This is a genomic window from Aeromonas sp. FDAARGOS 1404, assembly GCF_019047085.1.
Taxonomy (GTDB): domain Bacteria; phylum Pseudomonadota; class Gammaproteobacteria; order Enterobacterales; family Aeromonadaceae; genus Aeromonas; species Aeromonas veronii.
In genome coordinates, this window is sequence record NZ_CP077237.1 from 1,992,581 (window position 1) to 2,014,296 (window position 21,716).

The following is a 21,716-nucleotide window of genomic DNA, read 5'->3' on the forward strand; positions in this document are numbered from 1 at the left end:
CTGTTTTTTATCCCGCTACCGGATCATGACGTTATGGAAAAGGCCACATAGACTGTTAGGTAACTACCCGCACAAGGAGTGCATCATGCGTCGTCTGCTCCCTGCTCTCGCTTCTCTCGCCCTGTTTATCGCGCTCCCAGCTCCGGCACTTATCTACTATTCGGAGCAGAACATGCCACTCAATGGCCTGGATAAAAATGGTCAGCCTGTGGGGTTGGCGGTCGAGTTGCTGCGCCTGATGTGGCGCGAAATGGGAGAGCCGGAGCAACCCATCCACTTTCTGCCCTGGGCCCGCGGCTGGTATCTGCTGACCCAGCAGCAAGAGGCCGTGCTCTTTACCACGGCGCACACCAAGGAGCGGGATCCCCACTTACTCTGGGTCTGCCCCATCAGCCACTCCAGGGTCGCTCTGGTCGGCCGCAAGCAGGATGCCCCCAAAGTGGCCAGCAAAGCGGATCTCGCCAAGCTGCAGATTGGTGTGATGCAGGCAGATGTCGGGGAGCAGTTGCTGCTCAACCGCGGGATCAGCCCGGGCAATATGATGTCGGTGGAGCGCATGGATCAGGTGGTGCGCCAGCTCATCATGGCACGCACCGATCTGGTGGCGGGCAACGAGGTGATGTTGCGCCATCAGGCCAAAGAGCTGGGTTTCCCCAGCGAGGATTTTGTCACCGTCGCGATCATTGAAGAGCAGGACAACTGCTTCGCCTTCAACCTGAGGGCAGACAAGCAACAGGTTGCCCGCCTGCAACAGGCGCTGGACAAGGTCAGACAGGGGGATGAATACAAGCAGCTGATGAAGCGCTACCAGTTGCTCAGTATCCTGCCCGAAACCACTCCCACCATCCCGCGCCTCGAGTAACCCCGGCCCACCCTATGGCGGGCTCTCTGAGGTATCCTGATTTTCACAGACAGTCCCGATTGTTACTATGAGACAATCGGGGGTATTTAATGAAATCGAGAGAACACTATTCACCAGAGTTTCGGGCAGAGGCGGTTCGACTGCTGTTGGAGCAAGGCCTTGGCCAAGCTGAAGCCGCCAGAAGGTTGGGTATAGCCAAAAGCACACTGAGCAACTGGGTGGTCGCAGCCAAAGGAGGAAAGGATACATCGGCCATTCCCGGAGCGCGTTCTGTCGCCGAGCTGGAGGCTGAAGTGGCCCGGCTACGCAAAGCTCTCGCACAAGCCAACATGGAGCGCGACATCATAAAAAAGGCCGCCGCGTACTTTGCTCAGGAGTCACTGCCAAGTACGCGTGGATAGCCAAGCAGCAGGACCTCTATCCCATTTCCGTTATCTGTCGTGTGCTGGAGGTCTCTCGTGCGGGCTTCTACCACTGGCGCCAGCGTCCACAGTCACTGCACCAACAAGAAGATGAACGACTCAAGGTCGCCATTCGGGCTGCTCACAGCAAGACGCGCCAGACCTATGGCGCAGCGCGTTTACAAGCTGAGTTGGCCGCCGAAGGATTTTACGCTGGGCGGGACCGAATTGGGCGATTGCGGCGTGAAATGGGGTTGTCTTGCAAACAAAAGCGCAAATTCAAGGCGACAACCCATTCTGCTCATTCCCTGCCTGTGGCGGAGAATCTCCTTGGTCAGGTCTTTGCGCCGACGAAGCCTAACGAAGTCTGGACCGGTGATATCACCTATATCGCCACCGACGAAGGCTGGCTTTATCTGGCTGGTCTCAAGGATGTGTTTACCTGTGAGATAGTGGGTTATGCGATGGGAGAGCGAATGACCACCGGGTTGGTCAGTCAGGCGCTGTTTCGGGCTGTGCAGCAGAAGAGGCCACCAGTTGGGCTTATTCATCACACAGACCGGGGCAGTCAGTACTGTGCCAAGGCTTACCGGGCTCTCCAGGTACAATTTGGCATGCAGACCTCCATGTCACGCAAGGGGAACTGCTTCGACAATGCCCCGATAGAAAGCTTCTGGGGGTCTCTTAAAAATGAACTGGTTCACCACCATAGATTCAAGACGAGAGCGGAGGCCAAGGCAGCGATTCAGGAATACATAGAGATTTTTTACAACCGCCAACGTCGGCATTCACGACTTGGCAATGTCAGCCCGGCGGAGTTTAACAAGAGGTATTGGAGAACAGCTCAGGCTGCTTGATCCGGGACTGTCCGATCTTGTCAGGACACCTCACTCTCTATCTCCCGCCGATGACGCCTGCGATGCCTCCACCGGCGCCGTAATGAGGTGGTTCAGAAAGAGATTGAACAGCTCGGCCCGCGAGCCGAGCCGCAGCTTGCCATAGAGATGCTTGCGGTGATTCTTCACCGTGCCGCTGCCAATCCCGAGCGCTGCGGCAATCGCCTCCGTATCCAGTCCCTGCAGCAGCAACTCCGCCACCTGCCGCTCGCGCCGGGTGAGCAGATCCCCCCCGACACTCGCCATCGCCAGCTCCACCGCGCTCTTGAGGCTGGCGCTATCTGGCAGCGCCGTGCTCTGGGCCAGCAGCGGCTGGCTCTGCCGCCACTGCTGACGACAGAGCGAATGCACCAGCGGGAACAGCTGCTCCAGCCTCGCCAGCTCGTCACGGCTGAGAGTACTGCGCTTGTCGAGTCGCCCCAGAAACAGCATCAGCGTCAGCCCGTCCCGCACCGGCAGGATCAGCCCCACCTCCTCCTGCCAGCCGGTAGCCTGATAGAAGTGGTGGCGATATTCGGGATCGAGCCGCCCTTGGGAGACCTGCGCCAGCGTCCAGACGCCGGCAGGCAAGCCCTGCTCCAGCGCCTGCATAAAGGGATCCTGACTGAAGTGGCTGGTGAGGTAGCGGTCAAACAACAGAGCCCGCTGATGATTGAGGTTGTCGTAGAGGTAGACGGGGCGCTGCCCCACCCCGAGCAGCAGGGCGCAATCAAACGCCACCTGTTGCTGGATCAGCCGCACCAGCGCCGCCGGAAAGGCGCTGCTGTGCAGGGCATCGACCACCCCGGTCATGCTGCGGGTCAAGGCATCTGTGGTGAATGGCTGGGTCATGGTGGCACGTTTCCGGTGACGGGGAGCGATTCCCCGCTATGGCTGAATGCTAGCACGAGAGTGGCAAAACTGTCCCTCAGGGGACATATCCGCCACCGGCCAGAACGGCGAGGATGACGGCTTTTCCCCTGTTGTTGGAGCACCCATGATCAACCCCCACCTGCTCGATGAGCTGACCGAGCGCGGCCTTGTGGCCCAGAATTCCGACCCGGCGGCCCTGGCCGATCATCTTGCCACCCCGCGCACCGTCTATTGCGGGTTCGATCCCACCGCCGGCAGCCTGCATATCGGTCATCTGGTGCCGCTCTTGATGCTGCGCCGCTTCCAGCTGGCGGGCCACACCCCGGTGGCACTGGTGGGCGGGGCAACCGGCCTTATTGGCGATCCCAGCTTCAAGGCGACCGAGCGCAGCCTCAACAGTGCCGATACCGTGCAGGGTTGGGTCGCCAGCCTGTCGGCCCAAATCAGGGCGCTGCTGCCCGCCGATGAGGGCCTGTCGGCCCCGCAACTGGTCAACAATGGCGACTGGATGGGGCAGATGTCCGCCCTCGATTTTCTGCGGGAAATCGGCAAGCACTTCTCGGTCAATGCCATGCTGGCGCGGGAATCGGTGCGCCAGCGGCTGGCCCGTCCGGATCAGGGCATCTCGTTCACCGAGTTCTCCTACGCTCTGCTGCAATCCTACGACTTTGCGGTGCTGCACCAGCGGCTCGGTTGCACCCTGCAGATTGGCGGCAACGACCAGTGGGGCAATATCACCAGCGGCATGGATCTCACCCGTCGCCTCCATCAGGCGCAGGTGCACGGCATGACCCTGCCCCTTATCACCAAGGCAGACGGCACCAAGTTCGGCAAGACCGAAGGGGGCGCGGTCTGGCTCGATCCGGCGCTCACCTCCCCTTACGCCTTCTACCAGTTCTGGCTCGGCACCGCGGATGAAGATGTCTACCGCTTCCTGCGCTACTACAGCTTTATGCCGCTGAGCGAGATTGATGCACTGGAGGCGGAAGACGCGAAGCGGCAGGGGCGCAAGCAGGCCCAGCAGGTGCTGGCCGATGAGCTGACCGAGCTGGTACACGGCAAGGCGGCGCTGGCGGCGGTGCAGCGCATCAGCGAGTTGCTGTTTAGCGGCGACGTGGCCCGCCTCGGCGAGAGCGATCTGGCCCAGCTGGCGCAGGATGGCATGCCGAGCAGCACCGTCAGCGGCGAGACCGATCTGGTCAGCCTGCTGGTCAGCTGCGGTCTGGCTAACTCCAGGCGCATCGCCCGCGAACTGCTGGCGGCGGGCGCCATCAGTCTCAATGGTGTGCTCAAGCAAGATGATCAGCTGAGTGCCAATGATCGGCTGTTTGGTCGCTACCTGCTGCTGCGCCGGGGCAAGAAGCAGTATCACCTAGTGGAGTGGCAATAAGCCGCAGGGCGGAGAGCACAGCCTCCCCGCCCGCACCCTGAACCCCTTTTGAATCCCGAGTTGCGATCCCCCTCACAGCCTCTCCCGTCAGCAGCCACCATACTGGCACCGGCGAACATGGAGTACGCCACACAATCTGTTCCTCACGATTCAACAAGGATGCTGATGATGAAGAGATGGCTTCTGGTGCTGTTCTGCACTCTGCCCATGCTGGCACACGCCAGCGGATACACCCAGACCCGCTACCCCATAGTGCTGGTGCACGGCCTGTTCGGTTTCGACAAGCTACTCGGGGTCGATTACTTCTACGGCATTCCCCAGGCCCTGAGCCGGGATGGTGCCAAAGTCTACGTGGCTCAGGTATCGGCCACCGCCAGTTCGGAGCAACGGGGCGAACAGCTGCTCGCCCAGGTTGAGCTGCTGCTGGCTGCCACCGGCGCCGAGAAGGTCAACCTCATCGGCCACTCCCACGGCGGCCCCACCATCCGCTATGTCGCCTCGGTCGCCCCCGAGCTGGTCGCCTCCGCCACCAGCGTCGGCGGGGTCAACTACGGCTCAGAGATTGCCGATCTGGTGCGGGCCAATGCCGCCCCCGGCAGCGCCGCCGAGAAGCTGGCGGCCGCCGCGGCCCACGCCCTCTCCGGCATGATTTCACTGCTCTCGGGCGGGAGCCAGCTGCCGCAAGATCCGGTCGCCGCCCTCGATGCCCTCACCAGCAAGGGGGCCAGCCAGTTCAACCAGCGCTACCCGGAGGGGCTGCCCAGCCGCTATTGCGGCGAGGGGCCGATGCAAGCAACCAACGGCGTCTACTACTTCTCCTGGAGCGGACGAGGCAATCTGACCAATCTGCTGGATCCGGTGGATCCTGCGCTGGCGCTGACCGGCGCCTTCTTCAAGGAGCCCAATGACGGGCTGGTCGGGGTCTGCAGCAGCCACCTCGGCAAGGTGATCGGCACCGGCTACCGGATGAACCATCTGGACGAAGTGAACCAGTCCTTCGGCATCCACCATCTGTTCGAGACCGATCCGGTCACCCTCTATCGCCAGCATGCCAACCGTCTCAAGGAGCTGGGACTATGAAGATAGCCACCCTGCTCGTCGTGCCCTGCGCCATCACCCTGCTGCTTGGCGGGGTGTTGCTCTGGCCCACGGCACCGACGGCAGACTCATCACCCGCTCAAACCAGCCAGCATGCACAGAGCCACCCGCACGATCCCGAGCAGGAGGCCGCCGATGCCCTGCAGGCGCGCTATCGCACCTTTGTCTCCGCCCAGAGCAGCCTGACGGTGCCCACCGAGATCTCCCTCGCCAGCCTGCAGATCCTGTTTGACGAGCGGGAGCAGCTGCGCCAGCAGAGCTTTACTCCGGCCGAGCAGGCCCAGCTGTTTGCCGAGGATCGGCTGATGGAGCAGCTGACCCTGCGGCGCAGGGCGCTGGCGGAGGCGAGAGACAGCGACAAGTCGCAGCTGGCCAGCGAGCTGGATCTCTGGCTGGCGGAGCAACCGGGCTGGTTTCGCGAGGCGGAGGCCAACAGCCGCCTGCTTGAGGAGTTGCAAGGGCTGGCACAGATGAACCCGGCCAAACGGGAGGCTCTGCTGCTGGAGACAGGGGGGCCGGAAGCGGTGGATCGGATGCGCCAGCTGGAGCAGAACCGGCAAGGGTTCGAGGAGCAGCTCAGCGGTTTTCTGGCCGAACTCAGGCAACTGCCGAACGAGGCCCGGGCCGAACAGCAGCAGGAGCTGCTGGCCCGCTGGTTCGAACCCGGACAGTGGCGCCGGGTCGAGGCGCTCACCCGGCTCAAGCTGGGGGAGCCACAAGCCGAATGAGAAGGGGGCCCGCGATGAGCCCCCTTGCTACTGCGCTTATTGCGGCTTGTTGGCACCCGGCAGCGGCTGCCAGGTGAGGCGGGTCACTTGGGTGCCCTGCACCTCGCACTTGAGGCTCAGCTCCTGCCACCCCTTCTCCTGACGCAGGGAGACCTCCCCTTCGATCCCCTGCTCGCCAATCTTCAGCTTATCCTGCTCGAAGATCACCTTGTCGCCGTGAGCGAGATCCATCAGTTTGCCGTTGCAGAGCCAATGAGCGAGATCCGACCCCTTCAGCTTGACGCCCCCCTTGGCCGCCTTCTGTTCGGCCGCGCTCACCACAAACAGCTTGCTCAGCTCGGCGGCTCGCTTGGTGAGCCACTCCTGACGCTGCTGCATGCTCATCTTGCTGACGAACTCGGCGGGCTGACCCTTCTCGTCCAGCCATTGGGTCAGCTTGCCGCTGTCGTCAAAGGCGAACTGGGCGGCGGGCTCTTTGACCCCGAACAGCTTGCCGCCCTTGAAGTAGTAGCGGCTCTCCCCTTCCAGCTTGCCCAACTCGTTCATGATGGGCACGGCGATGATGACGGGGGCGCCATCGATCCAGGCCTTGATATCGACGCCGTCATAGCTGAATTGACGGGTATCGAGGGCGCTCTCGGCCCCCTTCTCCATCAGGGTAAACTGCTCGGCGAGAGAAGCGGCCAGAGAAGGGAGGGAGCAGAATCCCAGGGTCAGCGCGATCGCTGTGTTGCGCATTGAGTTGTACATAACACTCCTGTGATGGGCCATCCGGCCCGTGGTTAACTCTCTGTCAGCCAGGCCCGCAGCCCTTCCCGGTGAGCATCGCTCAGGGGCAGGGATTGGCGGGCCCGGTAGTCAAAATGGATCAGGGTCGTTTCGGCGGTGACGGCCAGTTCGCCGCCCTGCCAGGCCTCCTGCCAGACAGTGAAAGAACTGGTGCCGATGCGGCGCACGCCAGTCTTGATGGTGACCGGCTGGCCGTAGAACAGCTCCCGTTTGAACTGCACCGTATAGCCCGCGATGATCAGATGCCAGTTATGCACATCCAGATCGGGGGAGAAGATCCGGAACAGGGGATCCCGCGCCGATTCGAACCAGACCGCCGGCACCGTATTGTTGATATGGCCGAGGGTATCTGTCTCCTGAAAGCGGGGTTGGATCTGCATTTCCAGCATGGGTTGACTCCTTGTCTCTTTGTTCTGTCCTTGTCCGTTCATGGGACATCAGTGGCCAATGGGTGGCCGCCGGGCATCACCAGCGGATCAGCATGTTACATGATACTGCTGGCCCAAGCACAGGGATGCCAGTGGCCCTGCGCGACCGGCCAGCGGGTGTCGCAGCGCGGCGGATTGTAGGGCTGCACAGAAAAGCGGGCAGTAAAAAGCCCCGCACATCTTGGCTGTGCGGGGCTGGTGCAGATAACCAAACGGCTTGGGGACTAGCCGAGCAGATCGAAGCGATCCGCATTCATTACCTTGTTCCAGGCGGTGATGAAGTCACAGACAAACTTCTCGCTGTTGTCATCCTGGGCATAGACCTCGGCATAGGCGCGCAGCACCGAGTTGGAGCCGAAAACCAGATCCACCCGGGTGGCCGTCCACTTCAGGGCGCCGCTGCGGCGATCGCGGATCTCGTAGAGATTGCTCGCTTTCGGCAGCCACTGGTAGCCCATGTCGGTCAGGTTGACGAAGAAGTCGTTGCTGAGTACCCCGACCCGATCGGTAAAGACCCCGTGCCCGGTACCGCCGTGGTTGGTGCCGAGCACCCGCATCCCGCCGACCAGCGCCGTCATCTCGCAGGCGGTGAGCCCCATCAGCTGGGCGCGATCCAGCAGCAGCTCCTCCGCCGTCACCACATAGTCCTGCTTGAGCCAGTTGCGGAAGCCATCGGCCCGCGGCTCCAGCACCTCGAACGAGGCCACATCGGTCTGAGCCTGAGTGGCATCCCCCCGGCCCGGCGCAAACGGCACGCTCACCGTCACCCCGGCGGCCTGGGCTGCCTGCTCGATGGCGAGGTTGCCCCCCAGCACGATGAGATCCGCGACGCTGACGCCACACTCGGCCGCCAGCTTGTCATAGACCGCCAGCACCTTCGCCAACTTCGCCGGTTCGTTGCCCGACCAATCCTTCTGCGGCGCCAGCCGGATGCGGGCACCGTTGGCTCCACCCCGCTTGTCGGAGCCTCGGAAGGTACGGGCACTATCCCAGGCGGTAGTGACCCGCTCGCTGATGGAGAGGCCGCTGGCGGCAATCCTGGCCTTGACCGCCGCCACGTCATAATCGGCACGTCCGGCAGGCACCGGATCCTGCCAGATCAGATCTTCTGTCGGCACATAGGGGCCAACATAGCGGCTCTTCGGCCCCATATCCCTGTGGGTCAGCTTGAACCAGGCCCGGGCGAAGGCGTCGGAGAAGGCCGCCGGATCATCGCGGAAGCGCTCGGCAATCTTGCGATACTCGGGGTCGAATTTGAGCGCCATGTCGGCATCCGTCATCATGGGTTTGCAGCGGATCGACGGATCCTCCACATCCACCGGCATATCCTCTTCGGCGATATTGATCGGTTCCCACTGATGGGCCCCCGCCGGTGATTTTTGCAACCACCAGTCGTACTTGAACAGCAGCTCGAAGTAGCCGTTGTCCCATTGGGTCGGGTGGGTGGTCCAGGCCCCTTCGATGCCGCTGGTCACAGTGTTGCGGCCGATGCCGCGGCTGTGGTGATTGATCCAGCCCAGCCCCTGCTCCTCGAGGCTGGCCCCTTCCGGCTCGGGGCCAAGCTGTTTGGCATCGCCGTTGCCGTGAGCCTTGCCGACGGTGTGGCCACCGGCGGTCAACGCCACCGTCTCTTCATCATCCATCGCCATGCGGGCGAAGGTGACCCGCATATCTTGCGCGGTTTTCAGCGGATCGGGCTGGCCATCCACCCCTTCCGGGTTGACGTAGATAAGCCCCATCATCACCGCCGCCAGCGGGTTTTCCAGATCCCGCTCGCCGGAGTAACGACCACCCGGCTTGCCGCTGGGCGCCAGCCACTCTTTCTCCGATCCCCAGTAGATATCCTTCTCCGGGTGCCAGATATCCTCGCGGCCAAAGGCGAAGCCAAAGGTCTTGAGCCCCATGGACTCGTAGGCCACGGTGCCCGCCAGAATGATCAGGTCGGCCCAACTGATCTTGTTGCCGTACTTCTTCTTGATGGGCCACAGCAGGCGACGGGCCTTGTCGAGGTTGGCGTTGTCCGGCCAGGAGTTGAGGGGGGCGAAACGCTGGTTGCCGCTGCCACCGCCGCCCCGGCCATCGGCGATGCGGTAAGTCCCGGCCGAATGCCAGGCCATGCGGATCATCAGGCCGCCGTAGTGGCCCCAGTCGGCGGGCCACCACTCCTGACTGTCGGTCATCAGGGCAGTCACATCCTGCTTGAGGGCCGCCATATCGAGCCCCTTCAAGGCTTCCCGATAGTTGAAACCGGCCCCCAGCGGATTGGTCTTGGTATCGTGTTGGTGAAGAATGTCGAGGTTGAGGCTCTTCGGCCACCACTCCATTCTGGACGTCTCGACGGAGGTGGTTCCCCCGTGCATGACCGGGCATTTTCCTGCGGAACTGTCTGAATTATTGCTCATCATTTTCCTCATTTGCTCTGCTGTCCATAACCTGAAACAGCATGGCACAGAGGCGTGACACAAACTGTGCAGCAGCGGCCGATTTACGGATCTTTCACGCAAGCGGCCACGGAACGCCCGTCAGCCGCGACAGAAATTGGACGAACTATGGCGCCTCTGCGGGCTGATGGGGCGGCTCGGGCCGCAGCCAGGCGCTGCGAAAATCGAACCAGCCGAGCGCCGTCATCCGCACCCCGTGCACGCCGACCCGGCTCTCCAGCTCCAGCCAGTGGTGAAACAGCGGCACAAACCAGCTCTGCTGCTGCACCCTTGCCAGCAGGGCGCGGGGGCCAGGTTCCTCACCGCTGGCGCGCCACTGCATCAACCCTTGCCACAGCTCATGCTGACTGCCCCACACCTTGCGCAGCAACGGGGTGCCCTGCAACCAGGCGTAAGGGGCAAAGGGACCGGCATGTTCGAGGTTGAGGGTACCGAGCCAGAGATCCACGTCTTCATCCTCGCCACTCACCCAGCGGCCGTAATCGAGGGTGCGCACCTCCAGCCGGATCCCCTGTTCGGCCAGCAGGCTGCTCATGGCGTTGGCGCACTCGTTGAACTCCAGATGCTGGTTGAAGCAGGCAAGCACCAAGGTCGTCGGCAACTGCACCGGTGTGGGCAAGGGCGCGGGCAGTGCTTCGCGCCAGTGGGGCAGCAGGCCGAGGGCGCTGGTCCAGCCCCGTTGCAACTCGGGGGCGACCCGCCCCATCAGGGCTACCGGATTGAGCAGCTGGCCCAGCCACTGCCGCAGGGCGGGATCCTGCAAGGATCCGGAACGATCATCCTGCAGCAGGAAGTAGCAGCCCGACTCCAGCTCCGACTCGCCGCGCATGGTGCCGAGCTCAGGGCTGTCGCGCCCCAGCTGCAGGTGGGTCTCCAGCCGCTCCGCCAGCTCCGGCAGCATCCAGATGTCGATCTCGTCGAGCAGGGCGCGCAGGCCGAAGTAGTCGTCAAACGCCGCAAGGCAAAGATGCAGGGGATCGTTCACAGCCACCCGGTAAGGACCGGTGCCCACAGGTTGCAGGGCAAAGCCCGCCTCCCCCTTGAGCTCCCGCGGCAAAATGGTCGCCACCGGCTCCGCCAGCAGGTGGGGCAGCCAGGGATCCGGGCTGTCGAGATAGAGATCCAGCGTGCGCGGCCAGGGGCTCTCCAGCCGAGTCAGATGGGAAAACAGCGGCCGATCCCGCAGGGCCAGCAGACTCTCCATCACATCTTCCACCACCAGCTCGCGGCCGTGGTGAAAACGCACCGCCGGGCGCAGGTAGAAACGCCAGTGGCAAGGACCCAGACACTCCCAGTGGTGGGCCAGATCCCCTTCGATTTCCCCATTTTCCTCATTTCGCCGGGTGAGGCCGTTGAAGATCTGGCGGCTCAGGTGGATTTCGGAGCGGCGCATCGGGCCGGTGGGCAGCAACTGCGGCAGCGGCCGATAGTAGGGCACCCGCAGGATCTGGCGCCCCTCGCGGGTGGCCTGACCGAGCTGTTCGATCAACAGCGGAGTGAGCAGATCGAGGCGATCTTCGGCCAGCCGCACCGCCTGCGCCAGCTGGCCCTGACTGAGCAGATCCCGCAAGCGGCGCCGGGTCAGGCTCTCCTGACTGTCGAGCAAGGTGAGCCGGGAGCGCCGCCCCCGCCCTGCTTCCGCCGACCAGCTGAGCCAGCCCTGATCCTGCATCCGCCGCAGCAGCAGACGGGCGTTGCGTGGGGTGCAGCAGAGCAGATCCGCCACCTCGGCGAGGCTGATCTCCCGCTCGTCGCTGCCAAGCAGCTGGGCGAGTCGTTGAAATTGCTGGTAGAGGCGACTGGTCGGCATAAAAGAGGAAATCCTGTTGCTATAAGTCATCAGTTTTTACTTCCGCATTTTAGCTCAATACTGCTGATGAACGTGAGAACCACAGTAGAGGAGCACCATCATGAGCCACGCCAACCCCCTCAAACCGAACCGGATCCAGCAGACCTTGCGCCGTTACTTCAAGCGGATCCTGCCGCGCCCCTTGCCGCTTATCGAGGATCCCATGCAGCAGCTCAACCGCCTGATGCAGTGGGATATGAACCAGATCGATGACAAGGAGTATCGCCGCCGCCTCTGAGTAAGGCAGGCCTGCCCGCCACTCGGGAGGCGCATCCCCTGCGGGTGACATTGCTTTGCCGGATCTTGCTGTTTACATCGGCCACGGGCCTGATAGATTGGACGTCTATCCATCTATAACTGCGACAAGCAACATCCAACAAGGAGTGTGTGATGAAAGATGCGACCCTGGCCCTGCACCACGGCTTTGCCAACGACCCCACCACCAAGGCGGTCGCCGTGCCCATCTACCAGACGGTGGCCTACGAGTTCGAGAGCGCCCAGCACGGGGCGGATCTGTTCAATCTGGCGGTGCCGGGCAACATCTACACCCGCATCATGAACCCCACCAACGATGTGCTGGAGCAGCGGATGGCCGCGCTGGAAGGGGGGATCGCCGCGCTGGTGGTCTCGGCAGGTTCCGCCGCCATCACCTACGCCATTCAGGCGCTGACCGCCGCCGGTGACAACATTGTCTCCACGCCCCAGCTCTATGGCGGCACCTACACCCTGTTCGCCCACATGCTGCCGAGTTTCGGGGTCGAGGTGCGCTTCGCCAAAGATGACAGTGCCGAAGCCATCGCCGCCCTGATCGACGACAAGACCAAGGCGGTCTACTGCGAGAGCATCGGCAACCCGGCGGGCAACATCGTCGATCTGGCCGCGCTGGCCAAGGCCGCCCACGCCCGTGGCGTGCCGCTCATCGTCGACAACACGGTCGCCACCCCGGTGCTGTGCAAGCCCATCGAACATGGCGCCGATATCGTGGTGCACAGCCTGACCAAATATGTCGGCGGCCACGGCAACTCGCTGGGTGGCGTCATCGTCGACTCGGGCAAGTTCCCCTGGGCGGATCACGCCGAGCGCTTCCCCCAGCTGACCAAACCCGAACCCTCCTACCACGGGGTGGTCTATACCGAGGCCTTTGGCCCGGCCGCCTTTATCGGGCGGGTGCGTACCGTGCCGCTGCGCAATACCGGCGCGGCGCTGGCGCCGATGAACGCCTTCCTGCTGCTGCAGGGGCTGGAGACCCTGAGCCTGCGCATGGAGCGCCACGTGGATAACGCTCTGCGGGTTGCCCATCACCTCAAGCATCACCCCAAGGTGGCCTGGGTCAGCTACGCCGGTCTGCCGGGTCACCCGCACTATCTGCTGGCGGAGAAGTACATGGCCGGTCGCCCCTCGGCCATCCTCTCGTTCGGTCTGAAGGATGGCTACGAGGCGGGCGTGCGCTTCTACGATGCGCTGAAGATCTTCAAGCGGCTGGTCAATATCGGCGACGCCAAATCGCTGGCCTGCCACCCGGCCTCCACCACTCATCGCCAGCTGAGCGAGGAGGAGCAGGCCAAAGCCGGGGTGAAACCCGAGATGATCCGGCTGTCGGTCGGGATCGAGGCGATCGAAGACATTCTGGCGGATCTGGATCAGGCGCTGGAGGCCTGAGTCAGTCAACGAGGGAGCGGGCATCAAGCCCGCTCTTTTTTACTGCCGGTGAACCGCCCCCCTCGCCCGCTCGTATACCCCACCCTGCCACCGAATCGAGGTCGTTATGATAGTCCTGCACCACCTGAACAAATCCCGCTCCCAACGCATCATCTGGCTGCTCGAAGAGCTGGGCCAGCCCTATGAGATCAAGGCGTATCAGCGCGATGCCACCACCTTTCTGGCACCGCCCGAGCTAAAAGCCATCCACCCTCTCGGCAAGTCGCCGGTCATCGAGTTCGACGGCCGGGTGCTGGCGGAATCGGGCGCCATCACCGAGTACCTGATCGCCCGCTACGCCGCCGAGCGGCTGGCTCCGGCATCAGATAGCCCCGACTATCCCGAATATCTGCAGTGGCTCCACTTTGCCGAGAGCTCGGGCATTCTGCCGCTGCTGCTCGACATGTTCGTGCGCAAGGATGGCAGCCCGATGCGCTTCCTGCCGGACTACGCCAGGGCGGAGTGTGCCAAGGTGCTAGGCTACCTCAATGAGGTACTGGCGAATCGCCACTATCTGGTGGGGGATCGCCTCTCCGGCGCCGACATCATGAACTCCTTCCTGGTGGATCTGCTGGCGCAAAGCGGCCAGCTGGCCCACTTCCCACATCTGCAAGCCTATTGGGAACGCCTCAATACCCATCCGGCCCGTCAGAAGGCGGTAGAGCTGGAGAGCGAGCTGGATCAGCGCCCCTGATCCGAGTCGCCATCATGCAAAACACCCCGACAGTCGGGGCGTTTTTGTTATGCAGCGGGCTGCGGTTTACTTGGTCGCTGGCACCTTGTCCCGGCGCGACTTCCACCACCAGCGCAGCCGGATTTGAGAGATAAGCATCCCCGCCAGCATCAGGGCGCAACCGGCAATGGCGCGCTCATCCAGCGTCTCACCCAACAGCAACACGCCCCCCACGGCGGCAAAGACGGTCTCCAGACTGAGGATGATGGCGGCGTGGGCCGGATGAGCACCCCGCTGCCCCACCACCTGCAGGGTATAACCCACCCCGACCGACACCAGCCCGGCATAGAGCAGTGCCTGCCAACCGGCCACGGTGCCAGCCACAGTCGGGGTTTCGATGACAAAGGCGGTGGCGAGGCTGAGCAGGCCGCAGACCACGAACTGCACTCCAGCCAGCTTGATGGGGGCAACCCGGTTGGAATAGTGATCCACCAGCAGCAGATGCACAGCCCAGAACAGGGCGCCGACCACCTGCAACAGATCGCCAAAGCCGATGGTGAACTCGTCGGTGACGCTCAACACATAGAGACCGGCCAGCGCGATGACGGCGCCGATCCAGGTATTGAGGCCACTCTTGTGGCGCAGCAGCAGCCCCAGTACCGGCACCAGAATGATGTAGAGCCCGGTGATGAAACCGGCCTTGGCGGCAGTGGTATAGAGCAGCCCCACCTGCTGCAGGGAGGCGGCACAGAACAGCACCAGCCCGGCCAGTACACCACCGATCAGCAGCTGGCGATGGTCGCCCGCAACGGCAACAGGTTGTCGGGATTTGAGCCACCAGAGCAGCGGCAGCAGGGAGAGGGCGCCGAGCAGAAAGCGCAGGCCATTGAAGGTATAGGGCCCCATGTGATCCATCCCGAGGCGCTGGGCGACAAAGCCCATACCCCAGATGGTGGCAGCCATCAGCAACATCAGATTGGAGCGCATGGCGATTCTTCCTTAAATCGGCGCGTGACGGGTTATCCGATCCAAGATACCCGCCTCCCTATCCTCTTGTCTCCACTCTTTGTCTTCGCTCTCGCTCTCAACGCGCTGCATCGCACTGCTTTTGAGCACCGCGAGTGTTACAGCAGCGAGGGCTTGGTGAACACGGCCAACAGGGCAATCAGTAGCAGATTGCCCCGCAGGATCCACACCACCCGGAAGTGCTGCTGGATGGAGATCATCGGCGCCTTGCCCAGACGCAGGGCGCGACGCCAGCGATAGAAGAGACGGCTGGGATAAACGAGGGAGCCGACAATCAGCAGAAACAGCCCCATCTTGAGGCCGTGGGCAGGATGGGCAAAGATCTCTGCCACCGAGCTGGCATGCTCGAGGGCCAGCAGACACCCGGTGGCAAAGATGGAGAAGAGCGCCAGCGCCGCCACCCCATCTGCCAGCAGCAGGCGGCGCACTCGCAGCATGTTCAGGCCGCGCCGAAAGATCAGATACTCGACACAGAGGGCAAGGATTAGCACCGCTATGCTGCCATAATGAATCATTGAGAGCAGAGTGTGGTTCAGCATCGGAAACATCTCATTTTCTGCCTTTAGACGAGCCGCACAGCATCATATATGCTGGTGTCACCCGAGACGAAAAGGATCTGTTCATGTCCCCCGCCAAGCCCAAGAACACTTGGTCTTTGATCACCCGCATGCGGCTGGGCCTCCTCTTGCTCTTTATCCCTGTGTTGCTGCTCGGCAGCATCTACTACCTGCATATGGAGCGCACCCTGCGCCACGAGCAGCAACAATATCTGATTGCTCGTAACACCCAGTATTTCCATACCCTGATCGAACCCTATCTGGCGACCCTCAAACGCCAGTTTACGCTCATTTATCAGCAGGTAAATTATCGGGATTTCAGCGGCCCGGAGATCCGCAACGGCGAGCGCTACCTGCAACAGTGGCAGGCCTACCACAAGGTGATGGAGCTCGATTACGTCTACGTGGGCACCGAGCATCGCAAGATGCTGATCCACCCCTCCTGGCAGGCTGACGAGAAGTTCGATCCCAGAACCCGCCCCTGGTATCTGCTGGCATCCAGCCATCCCGGACAGATTGTCTGGACCGATCCTTATTACGACTACACCTTGGGCACCCTCACCATGGCGCTGGCCCGGGTGATTGAAGATCCTGACGGCAAGCGGGTTGGCGTACTCTCGCTGGATACCCAGCTCACCCCCCTCGCCAGCTGGCTAAACAGTCGGCATGCTCAGAGTCACCATCTGGGTAATGGCTATCAGATCCTGCTCAACCATGACGGACTGGTGCTGGTCCATCCGGATCGTGAACGGGTATTCAAACCCCTCGCCCACCCCGACTGGCTGGCCCGGATGCAACAGCCGCAGGGCTTTTTCCTCGATGATGCCAGCGGCCTGATGGTCTCCTACTACCGCATCCCCGAGCAGCGCTGGATCCTGCTCAGCGTCGAGCCGACTGCCAGCATGCAGCAGGTGATCGACAGCGTCTCCATCAACGTGCAGCTGATGATTGCCGTCGCCTGCATTCTCTATCTGCTGCTGGCCCTGCTCTGGTCCCGCTACTTCCGCCGGATGCTGGGGGAGATCACCCTGCTGATCCGCGCCAGCCGCTCCGGCGGTATCGCCTACAACGGCCGCCGCATGCTGGAGCTGGCCAAGGTCTACGAAGAGATGGATGCCGCCAGCCAGGACTTTGCCCAGATCCGCCTGCAAGCCCATCAGGACAAACTCACCGGGCTCTACAATCGTCGCTTCTTCGACGAGTGTCTGCAGAAGCAGCTCAACAGTGGCACCCCCTTCGGGGTGGTGATGTTCGATCTGGATGATTTCAAACGGGTCAACGATACCCACGGCCATCAGGCGGGGGATGTGGTGCTCAAGCGGGTGAGCAAGCTGGGCATGAATCTGTTCCACGAGTGGGGCTGGTTCTGCCGCTATGGCGGCGAGGAGCTGGTGCTGATCTTCCGTTACGGCGAAGAGCAGCCGATGCTTCCCTCACTGCTGGAAGCGTTCCGGCTCGGGGTGGAGCAACTGGAGTGGCGCGAACCCAATCTCACTATCACCATCAGCGGCGGGGTGGCCTTCAGCCGCTCCGGGCTCTCGGCCAAAGAGCTGGTGGAGCTGGCCGACAAGGGGGTCTATCAAGCCAAGCGGGAGGGGAAAAACCGTATCTGTTTCCCGCTGCGCCACACCCCTCACCAGAGTGCCGAGGAGGAAGTGCCCGCCTTTGGCGAGCCTCAGCAACAAACCAACGAGGGGTAGCCACAGCGGCCAGCCTCAACCACAACGTCGTCAGTAAAAACAAAGAGAGAGGCTCCTGCCTCTCTCTTTGTTTTTCGTGCTTCTTGTCGCACTTTAAGCCTGTGTGACGCACGACTCAGCGCTGCCACTCCCACACCAGCCAACCCAGCTCCTCGGCTTGCTGGCGCAGCGCGGGGGCAGGATTGACCGCATGGGGATGGCTAACCGCCCGCAGCATGGGCAGATCGTTATGGGAGTCGCTGTAGCCAAAGCTCCCCTGCCAAAGGTGGTCCCTGCCGGCAAAGAGCTGGTTGATGCGGGCCACCTTGCCCTCGCGAAAGCTGAGGGTGCCACGGGTCTGGCCGGTCAGCATCCCCTCCTCCTCATCGAGCAAAATGGCGACGCAGTGATCCATCCCCAGCATCTTCGCCATGGGCGCCACCAGATGCTCGCCGGAGGCGGAGATAAGCACCAGGTCGTCGCCCCGCTCCCGATGCCATTCGATGCGCGCCAACCCCTCGGGGTAGAGGCGCTCGCGCAGCACCTGCTCGGCAAAGCGGGTAGAGAGCGAGTCGAGCCATTGGCGCGTCTTGCCCGCCAGCGGTTGCAGGGTGAAGGCCATGTACTGGTGCATGTCCATCTTGCCCTGATGGTAGAGGGACATCATGGCCTGCTCCTCCGCGATCATGCTGGCGGGGGCCAGCTCCTCGGCCACCATGTACTCCAGCCAGAGGCTGGCGGAATCCCCCGCAATCAGGGTCTCGTCCAGATCAAACAGTGCCAGTGCCATGGGCGCTCCTCGCAGTGAAAATGGAAATGAAATGCGGCCTCATGCTACCTCACAGAGTTGATCCCGGGCCACCGCCAGGGTCACGGCACTGCCGGTGGCCAGCAGATCGCCAGCCGAACGGTTGAGGCAATCCACCGTCAACAGCCCTGCCTCGCACTCCACCTGATAGCGGATCACGTTGCCGAGCAGCTGTTGCTGGCGAATGATGCCGGGCAGGCTGGGTTCGCTGCTGATCGCCCCTGCGGGCAGCAGGGTGATGGACTCCGGCCGCAACGCCAGCTTGCCCTGAAAACGGGGGCCAAACAGCGACTTGCCCTGCTCGGCGCCAAGCAGGTTGTAGTTGCCGATAAAGCCCGCCACAAACTCGCTGGCGGGGCGGGTATAGATCTGCTCCGGCGTACCGCTCTGGACGATGGATCCCTTGTTCATCAGGAAGATCCGATCCGACATGGTGAGCGCCTCCTCCTGATCGTGAGTCACGAAGATGGTGGTGAGCTCAAGGCGCTGCTGGATCTCGCGGATCTGCTGGCGCAGGCTGCGGCGGATGCGGGCATCCAGCGCCGAGAGCGGCTCGTCCAGCAGCAGGATCCGCGGCTGCACCACCAACGCCCGGGCCAGCGCCACCCGCTGGCGCTGACCGCCGGAGAGCTCGGCAGGATAGCGGCGCTCGAAACCGGTCAGCTCTACCAATTCCAGCGCCTCCTGCACGCTGGCCGCCAGCTCCCGCCCCGGCTGGGGTTTCATCTTGAGGCCGAAGGCGACGTTGTCCCACACCGTCATGTTGGGGAACAGCGCATAACTCTGGAACACCATGCCGATACCCCGCTTCTGGGGCGCCTGCCAGGTGATCTCCTCACCGGCCACCCGCACCTGACCGCCATCCACCGGAGTGAGCCCGGCCAGCGCCCGCAGCAGGGTGGACTTGCCGCAGCCAGAGGGGCCGAGCAGGGTAACCAGCTCCCCCTTGCGAATGCCGAATTCGATCCCCTCGAACACCGGCGTATCGCCGTAGGATTTGTGCAACTGATTGACTTCTAAATGAAACATCTTGGATCACCGATGAAATCTGTTGGCCGCCCAGGTGAGCAGCAGGGTCAGCAGGAAGTAGCTCATCACCAGCGCACTGGTGAAGTGGCCCGAAGTGGCGCGCATGTTGTAGAGGTAAACCTGCAGGGTCTCGTAACGGGTGCCCACCAGCATGTTGGCAAACACGAACTCGCCGAGCAGGAAGGAGAGAGAGAGAAACAGCGCCGCCAGCAATCCCTTGCGCAGGCAGGGGATCACCACCAACAGAAAGGCGCGCCGACTACTTGCCCCCAGCAGATGGGCGGCATCCATCAAATCCCTGAGCGGTACCCCTTGCAGGCTGTTGGCCAGCGCCCGATACATGAAGGGGAGCACCACGGTGAACCAGGTGCCGATCAGGATCCACGGCGTGCCGATAATGGGCAGCACGCCGTCAGCGTAGATCTGCAGCAGCCCCACTGACGAAACCACAGGTGGCACCGCGAAGGGGAGCAGGATCAACAGGTTCATCCAGGGATCCAGCTTGGGGAAGTAGTAGGCAACCACCAGCACGGTCGGTACCAGCACCAGGGTCCCCAGCAGCAGGGTGGCGAAACAGACCAGGAGGCTGCGGCCAAACGCCGCCAGAAAACGCGGATCGCCCCACAGCTTGAGATACCAGTCGAGGGTAAAGCCGTCCGGCAGCAGGGTCGCCCCCCAGCGGGTGGAGATGGAGTAGAGAAAGGTGGCCAGCAGCGGTAGCAGCAGGGTGGCGACCAGCCCACCCAGCACCCACTTGGGCCAGCGCGGCGTCAAATCATGCATGGGATTGCCCCTTGTTCACATAGCTCTTTTTCAGCAGCCACTGGTTGGCAGCCGTCACTACCCCCAGCAGCACCATCAGGATCACCGCCAACGCCGCCGCCATATTGGGCTCGAGGAAGATATCGCCGGAGACCAGACTCGCCACCCGGATGGTCACCAGATTGAAGTTGCCGGTGGTGAGGGCGTAGGCAGAGGCATAGGCCCCCACCGCGTTGGCAAACAGGATGATCAGGGTGCCGAGCAGCGCAGGCGTCAGCACCGGCAGTGCCACGTGCCACACATACTGCCCCTTGCTCGCGCCGAGCAGCGCGGCCGCTTGCGGCCACTCATCCTGCAGCGCATCAAACGCCGGATAGAGCAGCAGCAGGGCGAGCGGGATCTGGAAGTAGGTGTAGATGAGGATAAGGCCCGACCCCGAGTAGAGGTTGAAGCCGTCGATCAATCCCCATGATTTCAGCAGCAGGGTCACCGCACCGTTAATGCCGAGAATGATGATAAAGGCGAATGCCAGCGGCACCCCGCTGAAGTTGCCGGTCATGGTGACGAAGGCCAGCAGCAGCCGCTTGACCCGCTCACCGCTGTGGCGCAGCGCCGCCGCCCCGAGGGTGCCGATGGCAAGCCCCGCCAGACTGGCGATACCGGCGATGCGCAATGAGTTGCCGAACGATTGCAGGTAGAAGGGGGAGCTCAAAATCTCCCGGTAGTAGTCGAGGCCCCAGCCATCTGGGGTCTGAAAGCTGCCCACCAGCACCCACACCATGGGAGCGAGCTGGAACAGGATCATCAAGAGGATAAACGGCAGCAGCACCAGCGCGGGCAGCCAGTGGCGGCGCACCTTGTGCTTGGTTGCCACGGGTTGATCCACCAAGATCTCGGTGGTGGCAGGCATCATCAGTGCACCTCGCGCATAAAGGCGGCCTTGAGCAGCGGTGGCGCTGCCGGCTTGTCGTGGGGAATGCCCAACAGATCGGCCATCAGGGCGCAGAGCTGGGTCTGGGCGATCACTACCCCATCCGGCCAGCGCTCGATAAAGGCATCGCCAAACAACCAGAGTGGCACGGTGCGCTCTTCCGGCAGGGTGCCGCCGTGGCTCAGGTCGTTGTTCATGCCATGATCCGAGGTGACTACCACCTGATACCCCTCCGCCAGCCACTGGGGCAGCAGATCGGCCAGCAGGCTGTCCATCCGGCGCGCCTGATTGCGGTACTGGCGGGAATCGAGGCCAAACTTGTGGCCCGCATCGTCCACCCCCATCGGGTGGATCAGCAGAAAATCGGGGTCATATTGGGTTCTGAGCCATTCCCCATCCATCAGCAGATGGCTGTCGGGGTAGTGGTCATCCCAGTAGAAGCAGCCGTGCTGGATGGGCAACTGCTCGTCGTGAGTAAAGCGATCGCGGGCCGCCAGCCAGGGGCTGCGGTTGTAGAGTTCGCTCATCCAATGGTAAGCCGCCGCAGCGGTGCGTTTGCCCGCGGCGCGGGCCAGATGGAAGATGGAGTCATGCAGACTGAGGCGACTCACCCCGTTGTGGGTGATGCCGCTCACCACCGGCGGCACGCCGGTCAGGATGCACTCGTAGAGGGGTCGGGAGAGAGACGGCAGGGCAGCATTCAGGGTCGTATGCAGGCCCCGCCCCGCCTCCACCATGCCACCGAGGTAGCCCATGGTGTGGGCTACCTCGGCTGCCAGACCATCCACAAGTACCACTATCACCTTGTGTTGCACTGGA

21 protein-coding genes are annotated in these 21,716 nt (G+C 62.7%); 9 read left to right on the forward strand and 12 right to left on the reverse strand.

Going from position 1 to position 21,716, the window contains the following annotated elements; translation table 11 throughout:
• Positions 1 to 85: 85 nt before the first annotated feature.
• The gene (locus tag I6L34_RS09275) at positions 86 to 862 is read left to right on the forward strand and encodes an ABC transporter substrate-binding protein (protein ID WP_216956657.1); all 777 of its coding nucleotides are present in this window, start codon (positions 86 to 88) and stop codon (positions 860 to 862) included.
• Between the two features lie 89 nt (positions 863 to 951).
• Positions 952 to 2,120, forward strand: a protein-coding gene (locus I6L34_RS09280; protein WP_216956660.1) for an IS3 family transposase whose coding sequence is annotated in 2 segments (ribosomal slippage) — positions 952 to 1,207 and positions 1,207 to 2,120 — 1,170 coding nt in all. Because the reading frame shifts where the segments join, the coding sequence is not laid out codon by codon here.
• Between the two features lie 30 nt (positions 2,121 to 2,150).
• Here I6L34_RS09280 and I6L34_RS09285 read toward each other — a convergent pair.
• Complete coding sequence (locus I6L34_RS09285; RefSeq protein WP_216956662.1) at positions 2,151 to 2,990, reverse strand: helix-turn-helix transcriptional regulator; 840 nt, start codon at positions 2,988 to 2,990, stop codon at positions 2,151 to 2,153.
• A 145-nt stretch (positions 2,991 to 3,135) separates the two neighbouring features.
• Here I6L34_RS09285 and tyrS point away from each other — a divergent pair, with 145 nt between their 5' ends.
• From tyrS to I6L34_RS09300, 3 genes are all read left to right on the forward strand, one after another.
• A complete protein-coding gene (gene tyrS, locus I6L34_RS09290) occupies positions 3,136 to 4,401 on the forward strand; it encodes a tyrosine--tRNA ligase (RefSeq protein WP_075115799.1) in 1,266 nt (421 codons plus the stop codon).
• A gap of 168 nt (positions 4,402 to 4,569) precedes the next feature.
• Entirely contained in the window at positions 4,570 to 5,481 is a 912-nt protein-coding gene (locus tag I6L34_RS09295) for a triacylglycerol lipase (protein ID WP_075115798.1), read from the forward strand.
• The gene (locus I6L34_RS09300) at positions 5,478 to 6,227 is read left to right on the forward strand and encodes a lipase secretion chaperone (protein ID WP_075115797.1); all 750 of its coding nucleotides are present in this window, start codon (positions 5,478 to 5,480) and stop codon (positions 6,225 to 6,227) included. Before I6L34_RS09295 ends, I6L34_RS09300 begins: the two co-directional genes overlap by 4 nt.
• Before the next feature lie 36 nt (positions 6,228 to 6,263).
• On the opposite strand, the gene I6L34_RS09305 is transcribed toward I6L34_RS09300, so the two are convergent.
• The 4 genes from I6L34_RS09305 to sgrR form a co-directional block, all read right to left on the reverse strand.
• Positions 6,264 to 6,965, reverse strand: coding sequence for a hypothetical protein (locus I6L34_RS09305; RefSeq protein ID WP_075115861.1), 702 nt, complete (start codon positions 6,963 to 6,965; stop codon positions 6,264 to 6,266).
• A gap of 44 nt (positions 6,966 to 7,009) precedes the next feature.
• Positions 7,010 to 7,405 carry a thioesterase family protein gene (locus tag I6L34_RS09310; protein ID WP_075115796.1) on the reverse strand — a complete coding sequence of 132 codons (396 nt, stop codon included), beginning with the start codon at positions 7,403 to 7,405 and terminating at the stop codon, positions 7,010 to 7,012.
• Between the two features lie 263 nt (positions 7,406 to 7,668).
• Positions 7,669 to 9,846, reverse strand: a complete 2,178-nt coding sequence (katG, locus tag I6L34_RS09315) for a catalase/peroxidase HPI (RefSeq protein WP_075115795.1) — start codon at positions 9,844 to 9,846, stop codon at positions 7,669 to 7,671.
• A 145-nt stretch (positions 9,847 to 9,991) separates the two neighbouring features.
• Complete coding sequence (gene sgrR, locus I6L34_RS09320; RefSeq protein ID WP_216956664.1) at positions 9,992 to 11,695, reverse strand: HTH-type transcriptional regulator SgrR; 1,704 nt, start codon at positions 11,693 to 11,695, stop codon at positions 9,992 to 9,994.
• 100 nt (positions 11,696 to 11,795) lie between these two features.
• On the opposite strand from sgrR, the gene I6L34_RS09325 reads away from it, so the two are divergent.
• From I6L34_RS09325 to I6L34_RS09335, 3 genes are all read left to right on the forward strand, one after another.
• Entirely contained in the window at positions 11,796 to 11,972 is a 177-nt protein-coding gene (locus I6L34_RS09325) for a hypothetical protein (protein WP_005336463.1), read from the forward strand.
• A 152-nt stretch (positions 11,973 to 12,124) separates the two neighbouring features.
• Positions 12,125 to 13,393, forward strand: coding sequence for an O-acetylhomoserine aminocarboxypropyltransferase/cysteine synthase family protein (locus I6L34_RS09330; protein ID WP_075115793.1), 1,269 nt, complete (start codon positions 12,125 to 12,127; stop codon positions 13,391 to 13,393).
• A gap of 106 nt (positions 13,394 to 13,499) precedes the next feature.
• Positions 13,500 to 14,126 carry a glutathione S-transferase family protein gene (locus tag I6L34_RS09335; RefSeq protein WP_216956666.1) on the forward strand — a complete coding sequence of 209 codons (627 nt, stop codon included), beginning with the start codon at positions 13,500 to 13,502 and terminating at the stop codon, positions 14,124 to 14,126.
• 66 nt (positions 14,127 to 14,192) lie between these two features.
• Here the strand turns inward: I6L34_RS09335 and I6L34_RS09340 are convergent, their stop codons facing one another.
• Together I6L34_RS09340 and I6L34_RS09345 are read right to left on the reverse strand one after the other, a co-directional pair.
• Positions 14,193 to 15,092 carry a DMT family transporter gene (locus I6L34_RS09340; protein WP_216956668.1) on the reverse strand — a complete coding sequence of 300 codons (900 nt, stop codon included), beginning with the start codon at positions 15,090 to 15,092 and terminating at the stop codon, positions 14,193 to 14,195.
• Positions 15,093 to 15,229: 137 nt separating this feature from the next.
• On the reverse strand, positions 15,230 to 15,670 hold the full coding sequence (locus I6L34_RS09345; protein ID WP_005355246.1) for a DUF2214 family protein: 441 nt from the start codon (positions 15,668 to 15,670) through the stop codon (positions 15,230 to 15,232).
• 83 nt (positions 15,671 to 15,753) lie between these two features.
• On the opposite strand from I6L34_RS09345, the gene I6L34_RS09350 reads away from it, so the two are divergent.
• Positions 15,754 to 17,388, forward strand: a complete 1,635-nt coding sequence (locus tag I6L34_RS09350; RefSeq protein WP_216956670.1) for a sensor domain-containing diguanylate cyclase — start codon at positions 15,754 to 15,756, stop codon at positions 17,386 to 17,388.
• 115 nt (positions 17,389 to 17,503) lie between these two features.
• Here I6L34_RS09350 and I6L34_RS09355 read toward each other — a convergent pair whose 3' ends face one another.
• The 5 genes from I6L34_RS09355 to I6L34_RS09375 are packed head-to-tail and all read right to left on the reverse strand — an operon-like array spanning position 17,504 to position 21,712.
• Positions 17,504 to 18,157 carry an HAD family phosphatase gene (locus tag I6L34_RS09355; protein ID WP_058059842.1) on the reverse strand — a complete coding sequence of 218 codons (654 nt, stop codon included), beginning with the start codon at positions 18,155 to 18,157 and terminating at the stop codon, positions 17,504 to 17,506.
• 39 nt (positions 18,158 to 18,196) lie between these two features.
• Positions 18,197 to 19,204, reverse strand: a complete 1,008-nt coding sequence (locus I6L34_RS09360) for an ABC transporter ATP-binding protein (protein WP_216956672.1) — start codon at positions 19,202 to 19,204, stop codon at positions 18,197 to 18,199.
• Between the two features lie 6 nt (positions 19,205 to 19,210).
• Positions 19,211 to 19,987 (reverse strand): ABC transporter permease, encoded by a 777-nt coding sequence (locus tag I6L34_RS09365; protein WP_005355251.1) that lies wholly within the window; start codon positions 19,985 to 19,987, stop codon positions 19,211 to 19,213.
• Entirely contained in the window at positions 19,980 to 20,879 is a 900-nt protein-coding gene (locus I6L34_RS09370; protein ID WP_216956674.1) for an ABC transporter permease subunit, read from the reverse strand. The genes I6L34_RS09365 and I6L34_RS09370 overlap by 8 nt, the downstream gene beginning before the upstream one ends.
• Positions 20,879 to 21,712, reverse strand: a complete 834-nt coding sequence (locus I6L34_RS09375; RefSeq protein WP_216956675.1) for an alkaline phosphatase family protein — start codon at positions 21,710 to 21,712, stop codon at positions 20,879 to 20,881. The genes I6L34_RS09370 and I6L34_RS09375 overlap by 1 nt, the downstream gene beginning before the upstream one ends.
• Positions 21,713 to 21,716: the final 4 nt, after the last annotated feature.

Excerpts from the sequence above, each read along its gene's own strand:
- katG (WP_075115795.1), bottom strand. The coding sequence starts at position 9,846 with ATGAGCAATAATTCAGACAGTTCCGCAGGAAAATGCCCGGTCATGCAC.
- I6L34_RS09275 (WP_216956657.1), top strand. The coding sequence starts at position 86 with ATGCGTCGTCTGCTCCCTGCTCTCGCTTCTCTCGCCCTGTTTATCGCG.
- I6L34_RS09285 (WP_216956662.1), bottom strand. The coding sequence starts at position 2,990 with ATGACCCAGCCATTCACCACAGATGCCTTGACCCGCAGCATGACCGGG.
- sgrR (WP_216956664.1), bottom strand. The coding sequence starts at position 11,695 with ATGCCGACCAGTCGCCTCTACCAGCAATTTCAACGACTCGCCCAGCTG.
- I6L34_RS09310 (WP_075115796.1), bottom strand. The coding sequence starts at position 7,405 with ATGCTGGAAATGCAGATCCAACCCCGCTTTCAGGAGACAGATACCCTC.
- I6L34_RS09340 (WP_216956668.1), bottom strand. The coding sequence starts at position 15,092 with ATGCGCTCCAATCTGATGTTGCTGATGGCTGCCACCATCTGGGGTATG.
- I6L34_RS09325 (WP_005336463.1), top strand. The coding sequence starts at position 11,796 with ATGAGCCACGCCAACCCCCTCAAACCGAACCGGATCCAGCAGACCTTG.
- I6L34_RS09345 (WP_005355246.1), bottom strand. The coding sequence starts at position 15,670 with ATGCTGAACCACACTCTGCTCTCAATGATTCATTATGGCAGCATAGCG.
- I6L34_RS09355 (WP_058059842.1), bottom strand. The coding sequence starts at position 18,157 with ATGGCACTGGCACTGTTTGATCTGGACGAGACCCTGATTGCGGGGGAT.
- tyrS (WP_075115799.1), top strand. The coding sequence starts at position 3,136 with ATGATCAACCCCCACCTGCTCGATGAGCTGACCGAGCGCGGCCTTGTG.
- I6L34_RS09370 (WP_216956674.1), bottom strand. The coding sequence starts at position 20,879 with ATGATGCCTGCCACCACCGAGATCTTGGTGGATCAACCCGTGGCAACC.
- I6L34_RS09330 (WP_075115793.1), top strand. The coding sequence starts at position 12,125 with ATGAAAGATGCGACCCTGGCCCTGCACCACGGCTTTGCCAACGACCCC.
- I6L34_RS09305 (WP_075115861.1), bottom strand. The coding sequence starts at position 6,965 with ATGCGCAACACAGCGATCGCGCTGACCCTGGGATTCTGCTCCCTCCCT.
- I6L34_RS09335 (WP_216956666.1), top strand. The coding sequence starts at position 13,500 with ATGATAGTCCTGCACCACCTGAACAAATCCCGCTCCCAACGCATCATC.
- I6L34_RS09365 (WP_005355251.1), bottom strand. The coding sequence starts at position 19,987 with ATGCATGATTTGACGCCGCGCTGGCCCAAGTGGGTGCTGGGTGGGCTG.
- I6L34_RS09360 (WP_216956672.1), bottom strand. The coding sequence starts at position 19,204 with ATGTTTCATTTAGAAGTCAATCAGTTGCACAAATCCTACGGCGATACG.
- I6L34_RS09350 (WP_216956670.1), top strand. The coding sequence starts at position 15,754 with ATGTCCCCCGCCAAGCCCAAGAACACTTGGTCTTTGATCACCCGCATG.
- I6L34_RS09300 (WP_075115797.1), top strand. The coding sequence starts at position 5,478 with ATGAAGATAGCCACCCTGCTCGTCGTGCCCTGCGCCATCACCCTGCTG.
- I6L34_RS09295 (WP_075115798.1), top strand. The coding sequence starts at position 4,570 with ATGAAGAGATGGCTTCTGGTGCTGTTCTGCACTCTGCCCATGCTGGCA.